The 21,499-nt window shown below is 64.5% G+C and carries 19 protein-coding genes; 12 read left to right on the plus strand and 7 right to left on the minus strand.

What is annotated here, in order from left to right:
- Nucleotides 1–7: 7 nt before the first annotated feature.
- Both BM125_RS11825 and asnS read right to left on the minus strand, forming a co-directional pair.
- Nucleotides 8–307 (minus strand): hypothetical protein, encoded by a 300-nt coding sequence (locus tag BM125_RS11825; RefSeq protein ID WP_092408201.1) that lies wholly within the window; start codon nucleotides 305–307, stop codon nucleotides 8–10.
- Nucleotides 307–1,707, minus strand: coding sequence for an asparagine--tRNA ligase (gene asnS / locus BM125_RS11830; RefSeq protein ID WP_092408203.1), 1,401 nt, complete (start codon nucleotides 1,705–1,707; stop codon nucleotides 307–309). The genes BM125_RS11825 and asnS overlap by 1 nt, the downstream gene beginning before the upstream one ends.
- Before the next feature lie 186 nt (nucleotides 1,708–1,893).
- Between asnS and BM125_RS11835 the strand changes: the two genes are divergently transcribed.
- The 9 genes from BM125_RS11835 (at nucleotide 1,894) to BM125_RS11875 (ending at nucleotide 7,754) form a co-directional block, all read left to right on the plus strand.
- Complete coding sequence (locus BM125_RS11835) at nucleotides 1,894–2,229, plus strand: HesB/IscA family protein (RefSeq protein WP_092408205.1); 336 nt, start codon at nucleotides 1,894–1,896, stop codon at nucleotides 2,227–2,229.
- 358 nt (nucleotides 2,230–2,587) lie between these two features.
- On the plus strand, nucleotides 2,588–2,797 hold the full coding sequence (locus tag BM125_RS11840) for a cold-shock protein (RefSeq protein WP_092408207.1): 210 nt from the start codon (nucleotides 2,588–2,590) through the stop codon (nucleotides 2,795–2,797).
- Between the two features lie 111 nt (nucleotides 2,798–2,908).
- Nucleotides 2,909–3,172 (plus strand): RNA recognition motif domain-containing protein, encoded by a 264-nt coding sequence (locus BM125_RS11845; RefSeq protein ID WP_092408209.1) that lies wholly within the window; start codon nucleotides 2,909–2,911, stop codon nucleotides 3,170–3,172.
- 33 nt (nucleotides 3,173–3,205) lie between these two features.
- A complete protein-coding gene (locus BM125_RS11850; protein WP_139224973.1) occupies nucleotides 3,206–3,916 on the plus strand; it encodes a hypothetical protein in 711 nt (236 codons plus the stop codon).
- Nucleotides 3,917–3,923: 7 nt separating this feature from the next.
- Nucleotides 3,924–4,820: an alpha/beta hydrolase family protein gene (locus BM125_RS11855; protein ID WP_092408214.1), complete on the plus strand. Its 897-nt coding sequence runs from the start codon at nucleotides 3,924–3,926 to the stop codon at nucleotides 4,818–4,820.
- Nucleotides 4,821–4,866: 46 nt separating this feature from the next.
- Nucleotides 4,867–5,925, plus strand: coding sequence for an NADH:flavin oxidoreductase/NADH oxidase (locus BM125_RS11860; RefSeq protein ID WP_092408216.1), 1,059 nt, complete (start codon nucleotides 4,867–4,869; stop codon nucleotides 5,923–5,925).
- Between the two features lie 57 nt (nucleotides 5,926–5,982).
- Nucleotides 5,983–6,864 carry a pirin family protein gene (locus BM125_RS11865; protein WP_245778903.1) on the plus strand — a complete coding sequence of 294 codons (882 nt, stop codon included), beginning with the start codon at nucleotides 5,983–5,985 and terminating at the stop codon, nucleotides 6,862–6,864.
- Nucleotides 6,865–6,997: 133 nt separating this feature from the next.
- Nucleotides 6,998–7,330, plus strand: coding sequence for an Mpo1-like protein (locus BM125_RS11870; RefSeq protein ID WP_092408218.1), 333 nt, complete (start codon nucleotides 6,998–7,000; stop codon nucleotides 7,328–7,330).
- Between the two features lie 28 nt (nucleotides 7,331–7,358).
- Complete coding sequence (locus BM125_RS11875; protein WP_342741300.1) at nucleotides 7,359–7,754, plus strand: RNA-binding S4 domain-containing protein; 396 nt, start codon at nucleotides 7,359–7,361, stop codon at nucleotides 7,752–7,754.
- A gap of 25 nt (nucleotides 7,755–7,779) precedes the next feature.
- On the opposite strand, the gene BM125_RS11880 is transcribed toward BM125_RS11875, so the two are convergent.
- The 5 genes from BM125_RS11880 to BM125_RS11900 all read right to left on the minus strand — a co-directional run bounded on the left by BM125_RS11880 (nucleotide 7,780) and on the right by BM125_RS11900 (nucleotide 18,881).
- Nucleotides 7,780–9,879 carry an acyltransferase family protein gene (locus BM125_RS11880; RefSeq protein ID WP_092408222.1) on the minus strand — a complete coding sequence of 700 codons (2,100 nt, stop codon included), beginning with the start codon at nucleotides 9,877–9,879 and terminating at the stop codon, nucleotides 7,780–7,782.
- 24 nt (nucleotides 9,880–9,903) lie between these two features.
- A complete protein-coding gene (mutS, locus tag BM125_RS11885) occupies nucleotides 9,904–12,477 on the minus strand; it encodes a DNA mismatch repair protein MutS (RefSeq protein ID WP_092408224.1) in 2,574 nt (857 codons plus the stop codon).
- Between the two features lie 262 nt (nucleotides 12,478–12,739).
- A complete protein-coding gene (locus tag BM125_RS11890; RefSeq protein WP_092408226.1) occupies nucleotides 12,740–15,946 on the minus strand; it encodes a GGDEF/EAL domain-containing response regulator in 3,207 nt (1,068 codons plus the stop codon).
- Complete coding sequence (locus tag BM125_RS11895) at nucleotides 15,943–16,320, minus strand: response regulator (RefSeq protein WP_217647860.1); 378 nt, start codon at nucleotides 16,318–16,320, stop codon at nucleotides 15,943–15,945. Before BM125_RS11895 ends, BM125_RS11890 begins: the two co-directional genes overlap by 4 nt.
- A gap of 11 nt (nucleotides 16,321–16,331) precedes the next feature.
- The gene (locus BM125_RS11900) at nucleotides 16,332–18,881 is read right to left on the minus strand and encodes a PAS domain S-box protein (RefSeq protein WP_092408230.1); all 2,550 of its coding nucleotides are present in this window, start codon (nucleotides 18,879–18,881) and stop codon (nucleotides 16,332–16,334) included.
- A gap of 347 nt (nucleotides 18,882–19,228) precedes the next feature.
- On the opposite strand from BM125_RS11900, the gene BM125_RS11905 reads away from it, so the two are divergent.
- From BM125_RS11905 to BM125_RS11915, 3 genes are all read left to right on the plus strand, one after another.
- Nucleotides 19,229–19,705 (plus strand): CinA family protein, encoded by a 477-nt coding sequence (locus BM125_RS11905; RefSeq protein ID WP_175498053.1) that lies wholly within the window; start codon nucleotides 19,229–19,231, stop codon nucleotides 19,703–19,705.
- Between the two features lie 123 nt (nucleotides 19,706–19,828).
- Nucleotides 19,829–20,860, plus strand: a complete 1,032-nt coding sequence (gene recA, locus BM125_RS11910; protein WP_092408234.1) for a recombinase RecA — start codon at nucleotides 19,829–19,831, stop codon at nucleotides 20,858–20,860.
- Between the two features lie 117 nt (nucleotides 20,861–20,977).
- Nucleotides 20,978–21,472 carry a regulatory protein RecX gene (locus BM125_RS11915; protein WP_092408236.1) on the plus strand — a complete coding sequence of 165 codons (495 nt, stop codon included), beginning with the start codon at nucleotides 20,978–20,980 and terminating at the stop codon, nucleotides 21,470–21,472.
- The last annotated feature ends 27 nt before the right edge of the window (nucleotides 21,473–21,499 follow it).

A 21,499-nucleotide genomic window follows, 5' to 3' on the forward strand; every position in this document is an offset into this window, starting at 1 on the left:
TGCTGGGTCAGCCGAGGGCTTTCGAGGCGATCGCGGCGAGCCCGCCGATCACGATCGACCAGGCGCCGATCGCGCCGAGGCGGGCGAGGCCGGTCAGGGACTTGTCGTGCAGTGCGCGGTAGCGACGCGCGAGGTACCAGCCGAAGGCTTGCGGACTGAACATGAAGCCGCCGAGGCGTTCGCGTTCGGCCGGATGATGATCGCGCAGGTGCACGACGACCAGGATCCAGGTCATTAGGTAGGTGGTCAGGCCAGCGACGAAGAAGCCGAGGCCGAGCAGCAGCATGAACTCGCGGGCGACGTGCATCAGAACTCCGCGTGGCCCGGGACGCGCGGATACGGAATCGCGTCGCGGATGTTGGCGAGGCCGCAGACATAGACGACCAGGCGTTCGAAGCCGAGGCCGAAGCCGGCGTGCGGCACGGTGCCGTAGCGGCGGAAATCGCGGTACCAGTTGTAGTGGGCCGGATCGAGGCCGAACTGCTGCATGCGCGCGTCGAGCACGTCGAGACGCTCCTCGCGCTGCGCGCCACCGATGATCTCGCCGATGCCCGGGGCGAGCACGTCCATGGCCGCGACCGTGCGCCTGTCGTCGTTGAGGCGCATGTAGAACGCCTTGATCTTTTCCGGGTAGTTGGTGACGACGACAGGGCGGCCGACGTGCTCCTCGACCAGGTAGCGCTCGTGCTCGGTCTGCAGGTCGACGCCCCATTCGACCGGGAACTCGAACTTCTTGCCCGACTTCTTGAGGATTTCGACCGCGTCGGTGTAGTCGATGCGCTCGAACGGCGCGTTGATGAAGCCCTCGAGTCGCGAGACGGCGGTCTTCTCGACGCGCTCGGCGAAGAAGGCCATGTCGTCCGGGCGCTCCACGAGGACGGTCTTGAAGACGAACTTGAGCAGGTCTTCGGCGACGCGCGCGTTCTCGTCGAGGTCGGCGAAGGCGATCTCGGGTTCGATCATCCAGAACTCGGCCAGATGACGGGCGGTGTTCGAGTTTTCGGCACGGAAAGTCGGGCCGAAGGTGTAGACCTTGCTCAGGGCCAGGCAATAGCCTTCCACATTGAGCTGGCCCGACACGGTCAGGAACGCGTCCTTGCCGAAGAAGTCCTTGCGCATGTCGATCGCGCCCTTGTCGGTGCGCGGCAGGTTCATCAGGTCGAGGGTGGAAACGCGGAACATCTGGCCGGCGCCTTCGGCGTCCGAGGTCGTGATGATCGGCGTGTTGACCCAGCAATAGCCGTTCTGGTCGAAGTAGCGATGGATGGCCGAAGCCAGCGTGTGGCGCACGCGCGTGATCGCACCGAACAGGTTCGTGCGCGGGCGCAGGTGGGCGACCTCGCGCAGGAATTCGAGCGAATGCGGCTTGGGCTGGATCGGATAGGTTTCCGGATCCTCGACCCAGCCGACTACCTCAATCGACTTTGCCTGCAGTTCGAAGCCCTGGCCCTTGCCTTGCGAGGCGACCAGCTCGCCGCTGGCGATCAGGGAACAGCCGGCCGACAGGCGCAACACTTCGTCCGCATAATTCACCAGCGTATCGGGCGCGACCACCTGGATCGGATCGAAGCAGGAGCCATCACTCAGATTGATGAAGGACAAACCGGCCTTGGAATCGCGACGGGTACGCACCCAGCCGCGGACGCTGACGGGAGTACCAGCGGGCAGGGCGCCGCTCAAGGCGTGTTTGACACTGACGACGGACATGCGTGACGTGCTCCGGAAATCGTGGTTTGCCCGGTTCGGGCGCAGCGCTGGAAACCGCGCATGATAACGGAACGCCCCCGGCAGTTGGCGTATCCAGCTTGTTTTCCGGGCTTCGGATCCCGATATGCAGTCTGTGCCGGATGCTAGACTAGCCACATCGAATCCCGAATCCCGCTCCCAGACCCCATGCCAATCCAGTTGACCGAAGCCGCCCTCAACCGCATGCACGCGTTCCTCGCCAGGAACCCGGACGCTGTGGGTGTGCGCTTTGGCATCAGGAAGACCGGCTGCTCGGGCTATGCCTACACCGTGGATCTGGCCAGAGCCGTTGCTGAAAACGACCAGGTGTTCGATCAGGACGGCATCCGCGTCCTCGTCGACGCCGAGGCCTTGCCGTACGTCGAGGGCACCGAGATCGATTTCAAGCGCCACGGACTCAACGCTTCGTTCGTGTTCCGCAACCCGAACGCCACCGGCGAATGCGGGTGTGGCGAGAGCTTCACGGTCGACAGTCCGGCCTGATTCTCCAGGGTCCACGCTGGTGGCCAGGCGGCGAGTGCGCTGCCATCCGAATTACCGATAGCGGATTGTTGCCTTGCCGGCGCCCCTATCTGCGGCGGAATTTCGGCAAATTCGCCGCATGCGGAATCGAGCTATACGCTGTATCCCATTGATTTTCCTGAGATGCCGCCCTGTCGCATCGTTCAGAAACATCGGGTAGACTCATTTCCGCTGTATTTGCACGGTCACGACGCCGTGGACCGATGCTGCGAAGATCCAATGATCCACCGCATCGCCCGGCCGCTCACGATCTGCATCTGCAGTGTGTGGTTGGAAGCCCTTTAGGGGTATTGGGCGTAACTAAGCAGTGGAGACATTCATGTCGGATCGTCAAGTCGGCACCGTCAAGTGGTTCAATGAAAGCAAGGGGTTTGGTTTCATCAGCCGTGAAAACGGCCCGGATGTGTTCGTGCATTTCCGCGCCATCAATGGAACGGGGTTCAAGACCCTGCAGGAAGGACAGAATGTGAGTTTCACGGTTGTGCAGGGCCAGAAGGGCCTGCAGGCCGAGGACGTCACCGCCGTCTGATTCAGATCGCTCGCACGCACAGGTCGGGGTCGCGACGCTCGCGTCGCGGCCCCGTTGTTTTTTCGGATACAGCAACCACGTATCTGCTTTCGTCACCTGCGAGGAATCAAGATGATCACATTGAACGTGCGTGGATTGCCGCGCAGCATGACCGAAACGTCGCTGAATGATCTGTTTGGAAAGTTCGGCCGCGTGCACAAGCTGAAGATGGCGATGGACCCGTTCAAGAACGAGTGCAAGGGCTTTGCGGAACTGGCCATGGAAGGACACGAGGCGCGGGCGGCGATTGCCGGCCTCGACGGCAGTTTCCAGGATGGCGGTACCCTGCGCGTCGGCCTCGCCAGCGCGCGTCCGGCTCGCGGCGGTCGTCGCTGAGCGCAGCCGCCACGATCGGCTGACCCAAAGGCCATGCGCTCGACTCCGATCCCGCGATCGCTATGCCGACCCTGCGTCGCCGTGGCGTTGCTGATGGCCCTGGCGGTCGGCGCCGCCTGGGCGGCGCCGGCGGCGCTCGCTTCGGCGACGACGACCGAGCCCGGGGCAGCCACGAAACCCGACCGACCACCCCGGTCCGGACTGATCCGCGGCTATTACGAGCAGCGCGATGGCGGTCAGTTCACGGCCTGCGGTGAAACGTCGCGCCGTCGCGTGCGCGTGTCCAAGGCAACGGAGGCCCTTTCCTCTGCCTTGGCCAGCGCCGGCGCCAAACCACGATTCCTCATCGCGAGTGGAAACCTTGTGGGCCAGGACCAGGCCGAGATTTTCGGCCTCGACCTGATCACCACCGATGCCTTCGATTGCGATTCGCGGCTCGACCGGGTGCTTTATGCCGGGCGTGGCAACGAATCGTTGTGGACACTGGAGATCACGCCCGCGGGGATGACCTTCACGGCCGCCCCGGGCGCGAAAGCAGATATGTTTCCGTTCGTCGATCTCGTTGCGCAGGGGCAGGCGCGGGTTGCCGAGGCCTCTGGCGCGCACGGCACCCTGCGCGTCGAACTGCGTGACGAAGCCTGTACCGAGAAGATGACCGGCAGCGTGTTCGGTCTTTCGGCGAAGATAATGATCGGCGGCAAGCCCTATTCGGGCTGCGCATGGCGCGGACTGGCCGGCGGTTGAGCAGGTCATGGACGTATCGGTGGCCAGCAGTGACAAGGAAGGTTCCAAGCCGGCGGCCGTAGAGGTCAAAGCCCGCGACGGGGCGAGATCCGAACTGGCCGTGGTCTGTCCGTTCGCAGCGCGCGCAGGTGTGCTTTTTCTTCCCGCGCTCGGCGTCACCGCGCGCAAGTACGAGGCCTGGAGTGCCGCGCTGGCCGAGCGCGGCATCGCCTCGGCCGTACACGAATGGCGCGGCGCTGGATCGAGCAGCGTGCGCGCGTCGCGCCACGACGACTGGGGCTACCGGACGCTTCTCGAAGACGACATTCCGGCCAGCCTCGCCGCCGCCCGCGAGGCCTGTCCGGATCTGCATTGGGTTGTGGCCGGGCACAGCCTGGGCGGCCAGTTCGCCTGCCTGTATGCGGCGTTGCATCCTGGCGAGGTCGCCGGTGCCGGCCTGGTCGCCAGCGGTTCGCCGTACTGGCGGACGTTTCCGTCGCGCCAGCGCTGGCTGCTGCGCCTGGTGCCGGTCGCGATCGCCCTGGTCACGTCGCTGGTCGGTTACTACCCGGGCCGGCGCCTCGGATTTGCCGGTGACGAGGCGCGCACCCTGATGCGCGAATGGGCACGCAGTTCGCGGGGCCACTACGCAGACTACGTCGAGGGCGTCGACAGTGAAGCGCGCCTGGCCGCGTTCGAAGGGCCCTTGTTCTGCGCCCATATGGGCGAGGATCGGCTCTGCCCGACCGCGTCGCTGGATTGGCTGCTCGGCAAGCTGCGCCGGGCCCGGATCAAGCGCGTCGAACTGACCCCCGCCGATTTCGATTCGGGCCAGGCCAATCATTTCTCCTGGCTCCGGGAACCCGGCCCGGTGGCGCAACGCATGGCGGAGTGGATCGAGCACACGCTTGCTGCGCAGGCCTGATCCGACATATCGATCCCGGCGGGAATCAACTTTTCATGGAGTTCGCATGGCCCTGTTTGAACCGTTGTCCCTGCGCGATGTCACCCTGCGCAACCGAATCGCTGTCTCGCCGATGTGCGAATACTCCGCTGTCGAGGGCGTGCCGCAGCCCTGGCATCTGGTCCATCTCGGCAGCCGTGCCGTCGGTGGCGCGGCGCTGGTGATTGCCGAGGCCACGGCGGTCGAGGCGCGCGGGCGCATTTCGCCGGCCGATACCGGTCTCTGGAACGACGAGCAGGCCGCCGCCTGGGCCCCGATCGCGGCCTTCATCCGCGCCCAGGGCGCCGAGCCGGGCATCCAGCTCGCGCATGCCGGGCGCAAGGCCAGTACTGCAGCACCATGGGCAGGCCACGGCACTGTTGACCCTGCCGATGGCGGCTGGGAGCCGGTGGCGCCTTCGCCGATTGCCTACTCGGCGGACTATCCGCATCCGGCCGAACTCGATGCCGCCGGCATCCAGGGCATCGTCGAGGCGTTTCGCAGGTCGACATTGCGTGCGCTCGATTGCGGGTTCCGCGTCATCGAGATCCATGCCGCGCACGGCTACCTGCTGCACGAATTTCTTTCACCGCTCAGCAATCGGCGCAGCGACGCCTGGGGCGGCAGTTTCGAGAACCGGATTCGGCTGACCCGTGATGTCGTCGCGGCGGTTCGCGCGTCGATGCCGGAAGGCCTGCCGCTGTTCGTGCGCATCTCGGCGACCGACTGGGCCGAAGGTGGCTGGGATATCGAACAGAGTGTCGAACTTTCGCGCATCCTCAAGCAGGAAGGTGTCGACCTGATCGACGTTTCCAGCGGCGGCCTCGTGCCGGGCCAGAAGATCACCCTGGGCCCGGGTTACCAGGTGCCGTTCGCCGCGCGTATCCGTCGCGAAGCCGGGATGGCCACCGGCGCGGTCGGCCTGATCACCGAGCCGGACCAGGCCGAAGCCATTGTCGCCTCGGGCCAGGCCGACCTCGTCCTGCTCGCGCGCGAGCTGCTGCGCGATCCGTATTGGCCGCGACGGGCGGCACGCGCCCTCGGCGCGGATATCGAGGTGCCCCGGCAATATGCCCGCGCCTGGTGAACCCGGCAGTGCGGCACGATAGATTCGAACAACTGGCAACTCCAGGGAGGCAGCAGCGTGGACCCGACATCGCATGTCCTGATAGAACCGAAGCTGCATGATCTCGGCGACGGCTTCGCCGTTCGCCGCATGCTGCCTTCCGCGCGACAGCGCACGGTCGGCCCGTTCGTCTTCTTCGACCACATCGGCCCGGTGGAATTCGCGCCGGGCAATGCAGTCGATGTCAGGCCGCATCCTCATATCGGGTTGTCGACGATGACCTACCTGTTCGAGGGCGTCTTCCGGCACCGTGACAGTCTCGGCGTCGTCCAGGACATCCGTCCCGGCGCGGTCAACTGGATGACGGCAGGCAAGGGCGTCGTCCATTCGGAGCGCACGCCGGAGCCCGAGCGTTCCAGCGGGCATCGTCTGCACGGCGTCCAGTTCTGGGTCGGACTGCCGGAACAGGACGCCGAACGCGATCCGTCGTTCTCGCACCACGCGGCGACGGAGCTGCCGCGGTGGTCCAGCGCGGATGGCCAGGTCCAGTGCCGGCTGGTCGCCGGCCAGGCGTTCGGAAAGCAGTCCCCGGTACCGGTGTACTCCTCGCTGTTCTGCCTGGACCTGCAGTTCCAGCCCGGCGCCCGTTTCGAGATTCCGGCGGAACACACCGAACGCGCCATCCACGTGGTCGAAGGTGAAGTCGAGGTGGATGGCGAGCCGCTGGCGATGCACGCGATGCTGGTGCTGAGGCCCGGTGCGGTCGTCAGCGTGAAGGCGAGCGAAGCGGCCAGGCTGATCGTGCTCGGCGGCGAGCCGCTGGACGGTCCGCGCTTCGTCTGGTGGAATTTCGTCTCCGCCTCGCGCGATCGCATCGAAAAGGCCAAGCAGGACTGGAAGGACGGGCACTTCGCGAAGGTGCCCGGTGAAACCGAGTTCATACCCTTGCCCGAACGCTGATCGGAGGTTTCCGGTTCCGTTGCACGACGCGCAGTCGTATGCTGCAGGCTCTCACTTGCCGCTATTCGTCCCGCACTCTCAGCTGGATCCGCTCAGCCTTGCCTGGACCGTCCCTGCCAACCGGAGAACTTCCATGAGCCATCCTGCCACCGATCGCTCAGTCGAAAGACACTTCGCGAGCTTCCGCGAGTTCTATCCGTACTATCTGTCCGAGCACGAAAACAGGACTTGCCGGCGCCTGCATTTCGCCGGCACCTCGCTGGTCATCGGCGTCATTCTCGCCGCCATCGTCCGAGGCAATCCGATGTGGCTGCTGCTGGCTCCGCTGGCCGGTTACGGATTTGCCTGGGTCGGCCATTTCTTCTTCGAGAAGAACAAGCCGGCCACCTTCAAGCATCCCCTCTACAGCTTCATCGGTGATTGGGTGATGTACTGGGACGTCCTGCGCGGCAAGATTCCGTTCTGAGCGCATGCCGGGAAAACAGGCTTCGCCCGTGAACGCGAACGCAGACGGCGTCCGCCTCGATGTCTGGCTGTGGGCAGCGCGACTCTTCAAGACCCGCAGCCTGGCCAAGCAGGCCATCGAAGGCGGCAAGATCGAAGTCAATGATGTGGCGCCGAAACCGGCGCGTGTGGTCCACATCGACGATCGCATCCGCATTACCCGCGGCATCGAGCGCATGCAGCTCCGCGTCGCTGCGATCAGCAGCAGCCGCGGGCCGGCCATCCAGGCCCAGGCCCTGTATGAGGAAACGCCGGAAAGCCGGGAGGCCCGCGAAAAGGCCCGGGAAATGCGCCGCCTGACCGGTGCGGGGTTCGACCATCCGCCCTCGCGGCCCGGCAAGCATTCGCGACGATTGCTGCGCGAATTCAAGGAGGGTGGGCGCTAGGGAGCACACCTGCAGATCGCTGTTGTCAGGGGTGCCGCCCAGTCAGGATGAAGTTCGCAAACGATGGATACAGGAGCCGGTTGGCGAAGGCACTGATGTGGTCGCCATCGAAGAACAGTGGATGCCCGTCGCGGGCGGCGCTGCATGTCGAGCCCGGGCAGAGCAGGGCAAGCGGGTCCCAGACCGAAGCATCGAGTCCGGATGCCAGGCGATCGAGGCTGGCAAGGACCGGGCGGCGGTAGGCCTCGATGGCCGAGCGGGACACCGACAGACCCGCCGCGCAGATCGGGTTGACCGCATTGAACCTGTCCGAGCAACGAAAAGGCGGTGCCGGAAGCAGTGGCTTGGGCGCCTCGAACACGATGCGCACGCCGGCGTCGCGCAGTGGCCGCAGCCCAGCCAGCAAGGCGTGTTCCGCCTTGTCCCGGACCTGGTCGGCCGACTTGCCCTGGAGCGAACCCAGGACGTCGTAGTCGCCCGGCTTTCCATCCTGATCGCTGAACCGATTCAGGCGCAGGGCAGCGAGAAAAAGCACGTCGCCCGGCTTCGCGGCACGGGCAATGTCGGCAAGGATGGCCCGGTGTTGCTCGACACATGCTGCCGACTCGACGGCCGTGCGCAGGTTGGCATAACTGCATCCGCTGTTCGGGTAGAGCGTGACCGTTGCGCCGGTGTGCAGTACATACTCGCTGAGCAGGGTGACATAAGCCAGTGCGTGCGAATCGCCGAGGGCGAACAGGGCAGGGGCGCGGGCGCCCGGTTCAGCGGCACAGCCCATCCTCGAATAAACGCGAGAACGGGCCAGTCCGTCCTGTCGTCTCGACTTGTTGATGAGGCAGCCTGGCTTTTCCGGCAGCGACTTCAGTGGTTCCGGATACCACTCGTCGGCGTGCCGCATGACCGTGCTGAGCGAGACGACGGGCTTGCTCTTGACCAGCGCGACAGCGAAGGTGGCAGCCGAGGCAATCGCCACCAGGCCGGTCGCGAGGACTCGGATCCGCGACCACCGACGCAAGGCGGGTGAATAGCGCAAGGGCGCTTCGACCCACCGGTACGAAAGCTCCGCGAGCATCGCGGTCGCAAACACTGCGGTGATCGCCAGCAGCCATGAATCGACGCCCGTGGTCCAGCGCAAAAGGACCAGAACAGGCCAATGCCAGAGATACAGCGAGTAGGAGCGCCGGCCGATGGCGACCAGGGTGCCGCTGGCGAGCCCGCTAGAGAGCAACGAGCGGGAAGGTTCCCGCTGCGTGAATGCAAGCAATCCCAGCGTTCCCAGCACCGGCATCCAGGCCCCCGGAAAAGGGAAGGCGCCAGGCTCGGAAGTCCAGAACGAGATGCCGAGCAGAACCAGGGCGAGCCCGGCGCCGGCATTGGCGGTTTGCCTGAAACGCACTCGCAGCGCATCCGAAGCGTTCCAGCGAGACAGGCCAAGGAACAGCAGGACGCCCGCCGCGAGCTGCCAGAAGCGTGTGGAGATCAGGTAGAACGCGGTGCCCGGATCGCGATGTGCGCGCAGCCAGGCGTCGCCGAGTGAGGAAAGCAGGGCCAGGCCGAACAGGGCGAGCGCTAGCGAGCGCCAGCGCCCGCCGCGGGTCCAGGCGAAAAAAAGCAGCGGGAAAACCAGATAGAACTGCTCTTCGACGCCGAGCGACCAGGTGTGCGTGAACGGATTGAAATCCGTCGATGGCGAGAAGTAGTCCTCGTGGTTGGCAGCCAGGTAGAAGTTGCTTAGGCCGACGAACGCGAACAGGCCGGTCATGTCGTTGCTCGAGCTGAGCCACGCGGTCGGGATGACCAGGGCCGAGGCCAGCATCGTGGCCAGCAGGCAGGCCACAAGAGCCGGCGCAATACGTTGCATGCGCCGCGCATAGAAGTAGGCGAGCAGGTCGCGCAGCCCACCGCGATCCCAGCGGCTTACCGAGGCGCTGACGACGAACCCCGAGATGACGAAGAAGACGTCGACGCCGGCGAAACCGCCGGGCAGCCACTCGGGTCGCAAGTGGTAGATGATCACCGCAATCACCGCGAACGCGCGCAGACCGTCGACGAATGGCAGATAGTCGGCGCGCGGCGAGTGTCCGGCCGGGGGGGCGGCGCCCGCGTTTCCGGAATCCCTATCCATGAAGCCGGAGACCCTGCGCTCGCATCAGAGCATCTTCTTCAGGCGATAGAGCGCTTCGAGGGCCTCGCGCGGACTCATCGCATCGGGGTCCAGAGCACGCACCGATTCTTCGACCGGCGAGGGCGCGGGAGGCGCGAACAGACCCAGCTGCGCAGTGCCTGACTGCATCCCGGGCGACGACTCGGGCCGTGCCGCCGCCTCCGATTCGAGACGCGCCAGGCGTGAGCGTGCCTCGGCAATCACCGGCTTCGGCAGGCCGGCCAGCGCGGCGACCTGGAGGCCGAAACTGCGATTGGCGGGGCCTTCCTTGACCGCATGCATGAAGACCAGTTGATCGCCGTATTCGACCGCATCGAGGTGCACGTTGGCGATGCCCTCGTGCTCGTCGGGCAATCGGGTCAGCTCGAAATAGTGCGTGGCGAACAGGGTGAAGGCGCGATTGATCGTGGCCAGGTGGCTGGCGCAGGCATGGGCCAGGGCGAGGCCGTCATAGGTGCTCGTGCCGCGCCCGATCTCGTCCATCAGGACCAGGCTGTGCGCGGTCGCGTTGTGCAGGATGTTGGCGGTCTCGCTCATCTCGACCATGAAGGTCGACTGGCCGCGCGACAGGTCGTCGCCGGCGCCGATGCGGGTGAAGATGCGGTCGATCGGTCCGATCACCGCGCGCGTGGCGGGAACGAAACTGCCGATGTGGGCGAGCAGGACGATCAGCGCGTTCTGGCGCATGTAGGTCGACTTGCCGCCCATGTTCGGGCCGGTCACGATCAGCATGCGGCGCGTTTCGTCGAGTTCGAGATCGTTCGGCTCGAACGGCTCGTCCCGGACCTGCTCGACCACGGGGTGGCGACCCCGCTCGATATGGATGCCGCTGTCCGCACTGAGTTGCGGGCGCGACCAGTCGAGCGCGTGCGCACGTTCGGCCAGGCTGGCCAGACTGTCGAGTTCGGCCATGGCGCCGGCCGCCGACTTCAGTTCGGCCAGGCGTTCGCCCAGGTAGTCGAGCAGGGATTCGTAAAGCGCGCGCTCGCGCATCAGCGATCGTTCGCGCGCCGACAGCACCTTGTCCTCGAAGGCCTTGAGCTCCTCGGTGATGTAGCGTTCGGCGCCCTTGATGGTCTGCCGGCGCGTGTAGTGGGTCGGCGCCCTGGCCGACTGTGCCTTGCTGATCTCGATGTAGTAGCCATGCACGCGGTTGTAGCCGACCTTCAGGGTCGGAATGCCGCTGGCGGCCTTTTCACGTTCCTCGAAGTCGATCAGGAACTGGTCCGCGTTGGTCGCCAGTGCGCGCAGTTCGTCGAGTTCGGCGTCGAAGCCCTCGCGGATCACGCCGCCCTCGCGCTGCAGCGCGGGCGGTTGGTCCACCGTGGCGGACTGCAAGTGGAGGGCGGTGTCGGCATGCTCGCCAAGACGTTCGAGCAGGCTTTCGATCAATGGGCTGTCCGCGGCGGCCATACGTTCGCGCAGTACAGGCGTGCGCGCCAAGCCGTCGCGCAGGGTCGACAGATCGCGCGGTCGTGCCGAACGCAAGGCAACCCGCGCGAGGATGCGTTCGAGATCGCCAATACCGCGCAGTTCATCGCGCAGCGATTCGAGGCAGCCGCTGTCGATCAGCGCTGCGATGGCCTGAAAGCGGCGATTGAGCGTATCGTGGTCGCGCAAGGGCCGGTTCAGCCAGCGGTGCAGGTTGCGCCCACCCATCGGCGTTACCGTCGCATCGATCACGCCGAGCAGGGTGAAGTCGCGATTGCCGGAAGCGTGCACGTCGAGTTCGAGATTGCGCCGGGTGGCGGCGTCGAGGGCGATCGTTTCGCCGGCGCTCTCGACGGCCAGCCCGGTGAGGTGTGGCAGGGCCGACTTCTGGGTCTCTTCGACATAACCGAGCAGGCAGCCGGCGGCGCCAATGGCCCGCGACAACGCGTCCGCTCCGAATCCCGAGAGGTCGCGCGTGGCGAAGAACCGGCACAGTTCACGCCGGCCCGTCTCGGCATCGAAATGCCAGGGCGCGCGTTTGCGCAGCCCGGGCAAGGCGGTCACCGCCTTCGGCCACACTGCGTCTTCCGCAATCAGCGTTTCGACCGGCTGCAAGCGGGCCAGTTCGGCCGTCAGCGCTTCGGCATCGGCGACTTCGCTGAGCAGGAAACGACCCGTGGTCAGGTCGATCCAGGCCAGGCCGTAGCCGGCGCCGTCGGCAGCAATCGCCAGCAACAGGTTGTCGCGCCGCTCTTCGAGCAAGGCCTCGTCGGTGACGGTTCCTGGCGTGACGATGCGCACGACCTTGCGCTCGACCAGACCCTTCGACTGCGCCGGGTCGCCGATCTGTTCGCAGATTGCGACCGATTCGCCGAGCTTGACCAGGCGGGCCAGATAGCCCTCGGCCGCATGATAGGGCACCCCGGCCATCGGAATCGGTGCTCCGGCGGAGGCGCCGCGCTGGGTCAGGGTGATGTCGAGCAGGCGCGCCGCCTTGCGCGCATCGTCATAGAACAGCTCATAGAAATCGCCCATGCGAAAGAACATCAGCACATCGGGATGTTCCTTCTTCGCGGCGAAGAACTGGCGCATCAGCGGGGTATGCTGGCTCGAGCCGTCAGCGGTCATGGAGGTTCGCGGGCTGGACGGTCGGCATGCTTGCAGGCGTTGGGAAAACGGCTCGCAAGTCTAATCGAAGGCGCGGGTCAGGGGCGATCCTGGCTGAGGACAACGGGCTGCTGCGCGAGTGGTTCGAGCTCTGACGTACTGTGCTGCAAGCCTGCCATTGCCAGGCTTTCCAGGAAATTCCTGATCCTGCATCTGGCAAGACTTGCAACCAGCCGCCATCCGAGCGACCGATCAAATCGTTTGAGGGAAGGGAGAGGCGGGTTCAGCGCGTGGACGCCTTGCCGGGAACCAGGAAGCGCGACTCGAATTCCTCCGCGGACAACGGTTCGCTCAGCACGAAGCCCTGCAATTCGTCGCAGCGGATCAGACGCAGCAGACGCGCCTGTTCTTCGGTTTCCACGCCTTCGGCGATGACGCTGAGATTCAGTGACTGGGCCAGGGTGACGACGCTGGAGACTATAGCCAGACCTGCGGGCGACTGGTCCATCTCGGCGATGAAGGAACGGTCGATCTTGAGCGTGTCGGCGGGTAGCCGGGCCAGGTAGCTCAACGACGAGAAGCCGGTGCCGAAGTCGTCTATCGCGACGCGTACGCCCATGTTCCTGAGGGCCCTGAGGCTCTCGATGCAGTGCGCGATATCGCTCATGATCGTGCTTTCGGTGATCTCGAGTTCGAGGCTGTCGGCGGTGCGCGGGTCCAGGGCTAGAATCTGCTCGATGTCCGAGAGAAAGGCGCGGTCGCGCAACTGCAGCGGCGAAACATTCACCGCGATGCGCATTTCTCCCAGTCCGGCATCGCGCCAGCGCAGGCACTGCCTGGCCGCCTCTCGCACGGCCCAGCGACCGACTTCGTGGATCAGGCCGGTCTCCTCGAGCACCGGGATGAACTGTCCGGGTGGCATCAGGCCGGAATCCGGATGCCTCCAGCGAATCAATGCTTCCGCCCCCCGCACCACGTCATCCCTGAGGTTCAGTTTGGGCTGGTAGTGAAGGACGAATTCCTGGTTGTCGATGGCGAGCCGAAGCTGGTTCTCGAGCGTCAGATGGACCGAAACATGCTCGGTCATGGCCTTTTCGAAGAACCGGAATCGTTCGCCCGATGCCTTGGCCGCCTTCAATGCGGCTTCGGCATTCCTGATCAGGACATCGGCGTTGTCGCCCTCGCCATCGCGCGGAAATACGGCGACCCCGGCTTTTGCGGCGATGCGGAAGGCATTGCCGTCGAGATGAAACGGATGGGTCATGAACCGGCTCATCCGGCTCGTAACCAGTTCGCCGAGGTCATGGTCGCTACGAATTTCCGGGAGCACGAAGGCGAATTGGTCGCTGCCGATGCGGGATAGCAAGTTCGGGTCCATGGCGTTGTGGATGAGCCACTGCGCCACCTGGACAAGCAGGGCGTCGCCCGCATCGCGCCCGAGGCTGTCATTGACATGACGGAATCGCTCGAGATCGAACATGAACACGGCCATCTCGTGTCCGCGTGCCTCTGCGCTGCGGGCGAACTGGGCGACGCGCTCGAGAAACAGGCGTCGATTGGCGAGTCCGGTCAGATCGTCATAATAGGTCAGGTATTCGAGCCGCTCGCGTTTGCCGATATGGTCCATGGCGAAGGCGATGTCGCTGGTCAACTCGGTCAGGAGCTTCATTTCCTCGGCATGGAAGAAGTCCTTTTCGACCGCATAGAGCGCCAGCACGCCGGCGGACTCGCCGGCGAGAACGAGGGGCAGGACGGCCATCGAGCGCACGCCGGCCTTGCTGTACGCGGGCGCGAGCAGCAGGTTTGAATCCTGTTGCGAATCGTTCGCCACGTACGGAACCCTGTCATTCATTACGCGGCGCACGGTGGTGCGCTGGAAATCCTGTGGGGAGCCGAGCAACCGGCGCACTTCGCGCATGAGCGGTTCACTTTTCCCGGCCGAGGCAACGGGATGCGCAAGCCCGGTTTTCCCGTCATGCAGGCATATCATGGCCATCCGCAATCCGCCGACTTCCACCGCGATCCGGCAGGATTCGGCGAACAACTCGTCGCGCGTGACGACTCGCACGATCAGTGCGTTGATCTGGCTGAGAACGGCATAAACCCGGTTGAGTCGCTTGATGCCGGCGGCGCTCTCCCGCAATGCCGACTCGACCAGTTTGCGTTCGCTGATGTCCTGGCAGGTCCCGATCGCGCGCTTCGGCTTGCCGTCCGGATCGAACTCGACCTGCCATCGTTCCTCGACATATTTGTAGTAGCCACTGGGCATGAGCAACCGGTGCTCCACCGAAAACGGCTCGGGCGATGACTGCGAAGCCAAGAACAGCGCATTCACGCCGTCGCGGTCATCGGGGTGGACGAGGTCCAGGAAAGCCTGGTGCGTCGGCGTGAATTTTTCCGGATCCTGTTCATGGATCCGGTAGGTTTCGTCGGACCAGATGACTTCGAGGTTCTCAAGGTTGGTCTCCCAGCTCCCCACCTTGGCGACGCGCTGGGCAGCGGCGAGTCGCTCGCGCTCGGTTTCGAGCGACTTGGCAAGCTCGCGCAACTTTTGCTCGCTTGCCTTCAGCGCATCGGCTTCGCGGCGACGCTCGGTGATATCGCGCTGGATCGCAAGGAAATGGTTGAGATCCCCGTCTGCGTCGCGAACCGGCGTGATGTTCCACTCGTTCAGAAAGGATGAGCCGTCCTTGCGATAGTTGATCGCCTCTCCGGCAAACGGGCTGCCCGTCCGGAGGGCATCGCGCAAGCGCGCAAGGGTTTTCCGGTTGGTCTCCGGACCTTGCAGCAGCCGTGGAGTCTTTCCGAGTACGTCTTCCGGCTCGTAGCCGGTGATGCGCGTGAATGCGGGGTTGACGAACACGATCCTCGGTCCCGGCGGATCCAGGTGTGCGTCGGTGATCAGGATCGATTCCTGGGTCTGCATCACTGCCGAGTGCAGCAGCCGCAGCATGAGTTCGGCGGAGTTGCGTGCATTGATGTCGCGCAACAACTTTCGATTGGTGTCTTCGAGGCGCTGCGACTTTTCTTCCAGCTTGCGGACCAGCACGTCGTTGTAGGTCTTTCGCAAATCGGCAACACCCTCAGGTCTCGATTCGGGCTGGCGAGGCTTGCGCATGTGCGCATCGGCAAGCACGGCCTCAACCCTGGCCATGAACGCATCAGGCTCGGACGGCTTGAGGATGAAGGCGTCGGCGCCAAGATCGAGCGCGAGACGCTCGTCTTCCGGCTCGGTGTAGGTCGCCGTGTAGACGATGAACGGGATGCTCCTCAGTGTCGGGTCGGCTTTCCATTCGCTCAGGAGGGTATAGCCATCCATGACCGGCATGAGCAGGTCGGAGATGATGAGGTCCGGCGGGCCGTTGCGCGCAGCAGCGAGTGCCTCCACGCCGTCGTTCGCCAGTACCACTGCATAGGCGTGCGCCTTGAGCAGACTTTCCAGGAACAGCCGGTTCATCTCCTTGTCGTCGACCACCAGGACCGTCTTCACTCAGTTCTCCCGGCGGCGCCGTGTGTGGATTCTATGGCCTGGATCTGCGAAACGAACGTCTCCGGATCGATGGGCTTTTCGATGTACCCGTCGCATCCGGAATCGAGCGACTTTTCGCGATCGCCGACCATGGCATAGGAGGTCACTGCGATGATCGGGACCTGGTCCAGCTCCGGTTGTGCGCGCAGTGCCCTGGCAACCTGGTAGCCGTCCATGCCGGGCAGCTGGATGTCCAACAGAATGAGATCGGGCGACAGCCGCGATGCCTCGGCGATACCGGAGGGGCCGTCGGCCGCGCAGACCACGCAATAGCCATGCTGTTCCAGCAGAAACGTCGTCAGATAGCGGTTCTGCGCGTTGTCCTCGATCAGCAAGACAGTCCGCTTCATGGACATTCCCCGCTGGTCATCGGCAGTTCCACGGTGAAGGTGCTACCGGCCTGCCAGTGGCTCTGCACGGAAATGTCGCCGCCGAGCAACCGGCACAGGCGATGGCAGATTGCAAGGCCGAGACCGGTTCCTTCATGTTGGCGGGTCAAACCGGTGTCGACCTGGCGGAAAGGCTGGAACAGCTTGCCCATGTCTTCCGGGCGAATTCCCATGCCCGAATCTGACACCGACAGACGCAGCATCGGGGCCGAGCCATTGGGTCCGGAAGTGGTTGCGCCCTGCTGAATCCGCGCGTCCAACCGGATCTGCCCCTGCTCGGTGAACTTGATGGCATTGTGCAGGAGATTGAGCAGTATTTGTTCGACCCGGCGTCGATCGCTGATGAGCGTGTCTGGCGCGTTGTTCAGGTTCGTTACCAACCGCAGGTTCTCTTTCTCGGCCAGGGGCCTGACCAGGTCCACCACGCGCTGGAGTGATTCGCGCAATGCAAAAGGGGCCGGCCTCAGTTCGATCTGGCCAGCCTCGATTTTCGAAATGTCGAGTACGTCGTTGATCAGCTCGAGCAGATGGTGGGCGCTGGTCTTGACCATACCCAGTTGTCGTTGCTGTTCGGGATTGAGCGGCCCTGCCAGCCCCTGCAGGATGATTCCGGTGAATCCGATGATCGAGTTGAGCGGCGTGCGAAGTTCATGCGACATCGTCGCCAGGAAGGCGGATTTCAGGCGGTCGGCCGACTCGGCCCGGCCGAGCGCCGTCGCGAGTTCGCCGGTACGCTCGGCGACCTTGCGCTCCAGATCCTCGTGTGACTCCTCCAGCATGCGCAGGGCGTGCTTGCGCGCGGTGATGTCGTTGAGGGTCATGAAAGCCAGTTCCTTGCCTTCCCCGTAGCGGACCCGACCACCGTTGTAGGAAAAGATGCGGGTCCAGGACGTGCCTGCCCGGCTCACCCTGAGTTCGAGGTTTTCCACCGGCTCGCCCCGGCGCGTTCGCGCCAGAGGCCACTCTTGTGGTGGGAGCGGCGCGCCATCGAGGGTCGAGATTTCGAAAATCCGGTCGAAATCCCGTTGCTGCCGGCGGCCTTCGGCAAGGTCCTCGAAGCCGAGCAGCCTGAGCGAATGCGGATTCCAGTGCAGCAGGTCGCCATCTTCATCGGCGATCACGAGGCCTTCATTGAGGTTTTCCACGACCAGTTCGAATCGCCGCTCGGCGTCTCGCAGCGCCGCTTCGACCTGCTTGCGCTGGCTGATGTCGATGCCGACACCCACCAGGCACGTCTTGCCCGAGAACTCGACCCGGCGCCCGGTGAAGAGAAACGGCGTGGATGAGCCATCCTTGCACAGGAACCCTGCTTCGACTGCGGATTCGCCCTGTTCGAACACTTCCGCAATGCGACGGCTCAGGGCTGCATGTTCTCCGGGGGCGAAGAAATCAAGCGGGTGCATGCCGACAATCTGCTCGCCCGTGTACCCGGATACGTGTTCGAAGTTCCGATTCCAGCGCAGGAACTTCCCGGTTTCGTCGTACAGATAGAGGATTCCCGGCATGCTGTCGATGATCACGTCGGAGAATCGCTTCTCGAGGCGTGCCGTTTCCTCTGCCTTGACGCGTTCCTGCTCGCGCTGGAAATTGTCGAGAGCGAACGAGATATCGCCGGCGGCCTGGTTCAGCAACGCTATTTCACGCTCGCCAAACGCACCCGCCTCCGAGGAGTAGACGTTCAAGGTTCCACCGACTTCCCCCATGCGCAGGATCGGCAGGGCGGCCGAAGCGCGAAAGCCGCTGCGAACAAGTTCCTGTCTCCACGGTAGCGTCCATGGATTCGCAAGCAGATCATTGGATATCTGCGGGGTGCCGCTTTCGAAGGCTTTCCCCGAGGGGCCGGACCCCAGGGTCGGATGCCCGATATCCACCGTGACGTGTTCGAGGTATCCGGACTCATCGCCGCACGCAGCGACCGGAACCAGCTTGCGGGATTCGGCATCGAACCAGCCGACCCAGGCCATGCTGAATCCTCCGATATCCACCAGCGCCCGGCAGACGCCGGAGAACAGGTCCTCGGAGGTGTGCGCCAGGACGATGCCATGGCTGATCTGACTCAGGGCTTCGTAGAATGCATCCGACTTTGCGTAACCGGCTGCCTCGCCTGCAACCGGTGGCCGCCGGCCAATGCCGACAAAGCATGGCTCGCCCTCCAGCCCGAAGCAGGTCAGGTGCACATCGAGGAGAACGACGGAGTCATCCTCGCGCAGGTAGCGCCAGCGCCTTTCGAGCGATTGTCCGCTCTTCATGTCGCGCAAGACCGTGAGTGGCAGGGCGGCGGCGAGCGCATCCCGGAATCGCTCGATGTCTGATGCACGTAGCGATCCGGCAGCGAGGCCGAGCGAGGTCCGATACCGCGTGTTGCAGTACAGGAGCCTGCCCGCAGCGTCGTTCACGAAGACCGGATCCGGCGCATTATCGAGGCAGGCACGCATGAAAACGGGATCAAGAGGCTGATCCATGGCGCCGCTGGTATCAGTGCGTGGTTCCGCGGCGTCCTCGCCCATCTGCCCGACTCCCGTTTGAATCTCCCATCCCTGAGCCGTTGGCCGCAGCCACGGGCCAGTGGATCCGATAGTACGACGATTGGGGCAGGGTACAAGCCACCTGGCCAACAGGGTTACGGGTATTGCAAAGCTGCGACCACGACCGCTCCGAACGGCTCGATGCCTGAACCTCGCGCGGCGACAAACCTGTCGGCATTTCCGTGCGTCCACGCAAATCGCTTGCCGGGGGCTGCGGCTCGCGCTCTCGGCTCGACGTTGCGGAGCCGATCGGATACCGTTTCGGTTGCCCTGACCGCGCCAAGGAGTGCCCTGCCGTGAAATCCAGCGATGCTGCCGACGATGCGCGCCTGTTCGCCCTGGGCAACACGATCGCCGAGTTGCTGATCTCCCATGCGCAGACGATTGTCACCGCAGAGTCGTGTACCGGGGGGTGGATCGCCAAGGTGCTGACCGACATTCCGGGTAGTTCGCACTGGTTCGAATGTGGCGTGGTCGCCTACAGCTACGAGGCCAAGGAGGCGCTGCTCGGCGTGCATCCGCAAACGCTGCAGCGAAACGGTGCGGTCAGCGAGGAAACCGTCGTCGAGATGGTCTCGGGTGCGCTGGCGCGCTATGGCGCAGGAGTCGCCGTGGCGGTCACGGGCATTGCCGGTCCGGGTGGCGACACGCCCGACAAGCCGGTCGGTACCGTATGGATCGGCTGGAAACGCCGCGGAGGCTATGCCAGGGCCGAACATTTCCTGTTTGCCGGGGATCGCGAGGCGGTAAGGCGCCAGACCGTCAGCGCGGCGCTCGACGGCGTGAGGCGAATTCTTACAAGCTGACGCGACGATTGCCTCTTCCGCCCGGCGTCCGCTGTGGAATAATCAATGCCCAGGTCGCGCATTCTCAGGCCCTGAGAAACCCAGCCGACACGCTCCACTCATTGAACGACCAAGGAACCCCCGATGGATGACAACAAGCGCAAGGCGCTCTCCTCCGCATTGAGCCAGATCGAGAAGCAGTTCGGCAAAGGCGCCGTGATGCGCATGGGCGATCGCGTCAACGAGGCGATCCCGACCATTTCCACCGGTTCACTCGGGCTCGACATTGCGCTCGGCATCGGCGGGCTGCCGACCGGCCGCGTCGTCGAGATCTATGGTCCTGAATCCTCGGGCAAGACGACCCTGACCCTGCAGGTCATCGCTGCCTGCCAACGTGCCGGCGGCACTGCGGCGTTTGTCGATGCCGAGCACGCGCTCGACCCGTCCTACGCCGAGAAACTCGGGGTCAAGGTCGACGACCTGCTCGTTTCGCAGCCCGACACGGGCGAGCAGGCGCTCGAGATCGCCGACATGCTCGTGCGCTCGAATGCCGTCGACGTCGTCGTCGTCGACTCGGTGGCAGCCCTGACGCCGAAGGCTGAAATCGAGGGTGAAATGGGCGACACGCACGTCGGCCTGCAGGCGCGCCTGATGAGCCAGGCGCTGCGCAAGCTGACTGCAAACATAAAGAAATCAGGTTGTTTGGTGATATTCATCAACCAGATTCGCATGAAAATCGGCGTCATGTTTGGTAGTCCCGAAACGACCACGGGCGGCAACGCGCTGAAGTTCTACGCCTCGGTCCGCCTCGATATCCGGCGCATCGGTGCGGTCAAGCGTGGCGACGAGGTGATCGGTTCGGAGACCCGGGTCAAGGTGGTCAAGAACAAGGTGGCGCCGCCATTCCGGCAGGCTGAATTCGAGATCCTGTACGGGGAAGGCACTTCGCGCGAAGGTGAGCTGATCGAACTCGGCGTGCAGAACAATCTGGTCGAGAAGTCGGGTGCCTGGTACAGCTACAAGGGCGACCGCATCGGCCAGGGCAAGGACAACGTGCGCCAGTACCTCAAGGAGCACCCGGACATGGCCAACGAGATCGACAAGGCCCTTCGCGACAAGCTGCTGGTCAAGGGCGGCACCTCGCCGCTGCCGGCGGTTGAGGTCGAAGAGGCCTGAGTCACGGTCTATGATCCGTCGCCGGGACCAGAGCGGGTTTCCGGCAGAGGGGATAGGCGGGGCGCGCTGCTGCCAGAGCCCGCGCCTTGACACGCTGATCCGGGCTCGTACCCGAACATGACCCGAAGCAAAACCGATTCCGGCAAGGAGAAGCCCAGCGCCTACAACAAGGCGCTGGGCCTGCTCGTTCGCCGCGAACAATCCGAGCGTGAGCTCAAGGCCAAGCTGAGCCGCGGCGGCTACGCCAGCGAGGAGGCGGAAGCCGCAGTCGACGCCCTCAAGGCGAACGAATACCAGAGCGACTCGAGGTTCGCCGAACTGTTGGCCCGATCGCGGGCCGCCAACGGTTACGGTCCGCGTCGTATCGCCGCCGAACTCAAATCGCATGGTATCGAAGACGCTGAAATCGCTGCCGCGTTGGCCGAGCTGGAATGCGACTGGCTCGATCTCGCCCGCCGGCAACTGCAGCGTCGCTACGGGCGCAAGCCGGCCGCGGAGGTGCAGGAACGGGCCCGCCGCGCCGCCTTTCTCTTGCGCCGTGGCTTCGATGGCTCCACAGTAAGGGTTCTTACCCGCGCCGACATCGGCGATCCCGGCGAAGAGTTCGACTGAGAGCTCGGCACCGCGGACGTCGGTCGG

The organism is Dokdonella immobilis (genome assembly GCF_900115085.1).
In the GTDB taxonomy this organism is placed as follows: Bacteria; Pseudomonadota; Gammaproteobacteria; order Xanthomonadales; family Rhodanobacteraceae; genus Dokdonella; species Dokdonella immobilis.

What these genes read in the sequence shown, in the direction of transcription:
- BM125_RS11825 (WP_092408201.1), bottom strand. Translation starts at nt 307, where the DNA reads ATGCACGTCGCCCGCGAGTTCATGCTGCTGCTCGGCCTCGGCTTCTTC.
- asnS (WP_092408203.1), bottom strand. Translation starts at nt 1,707, where the DNA reads ATGTCCGTCGTCAGTGTCAAACACGCCTTGAGCGGCGCCCTGCCCGCT.
- BM125_RS11835 (WP_092408205.1), top strand. Translation starts at nt 1,894, where the DNA reads ATGCCAATCCAGTTGACCGAAGCCGCCCTCAACCGCATGCACGCGTTC.
- BM125_RS11840 (WP_092408207.1), top strand. Translation starts at nt 2,588, where the DNA reads ATGTCGGATCGTCAAGTCGGCACCGTCAAGTGGTTCAATGAAAGCAAG.
- BM125_RS11845 (WP_092408209.1), top strand. Translation starts at nt 2,909, where the DNA reads ATGATCACATTGAACGTGCGTGGATTGCCGCGCAGCATGACCGAAACG.
- BM125_RS11850 (WP_139224973.1), top strand. Translation starts at nt 3,206, where the DNA reads ATGCGCTCGACTCCGATCCCGCGATCGCTATGCCGACCCTGCGTCGCC.
- BM125_RS11855 (WP_092408214.1), top strand. Translation starts at nt 3,924, where the DNA reads ATGGACGTATCGGTGGCCAGCAGTGACAAGGAAGGTTCCAAGCCGGCG.
- BM125_RS11860 (WP_092408216.1), top strand. Translation starts at nt 4,867, where the DNA reads ATGGCCCTGTTTGAACCGTTGTCCCTGCGCGATGTCACCCTGCGCAAC.
- BM125_RS11870 (WP_092408218.1), top strand. Translation starts at nt 6,998, where the DNA reads ATGAGCCATCCTGCCACCGATCGCTCAGTCGAAAGACACTTCGCGAGC.
- BM125_RS11880 (WP_092408222.1), bottom strand. Translation starts at nt 9,879, where the DNA reads ATGGATAGGGATTCCGGAAACGCGGGCGCCGCCCCCCCGGCCGGACAC.
- mutS (WP_092408224.1), bottom strand. Translation starts at nt 12,477, where the DNA reads ATGACCGCTGACGGCTCGAGCCAGCATACCCCGCTGATGCGCCAGTTC.
- BM125_RS11900 (WP_092408230.1), bottom strand. Translation starts at nt 18,881, where the DNA reads ATGGGCGAGGACGCCGCGGAACCACGCACTGATACCAGCGGCGCCATG.
- recA (WP_092408234.1), top strand. Translation starts at nt 19,829, where the DNA reads ATGGATGACAACAAGCGCAAGGCGCTCTCCTCCGCATTGAGCCAGATC.
- BM125_RS11915 (WP_092408236.1), top strand. Translation starts at nt 20,978, where the DNA reads ATGACCCGAAGCAAAACCGATTCCGGCAAGGAGAAGCCCAGCGCCTAC.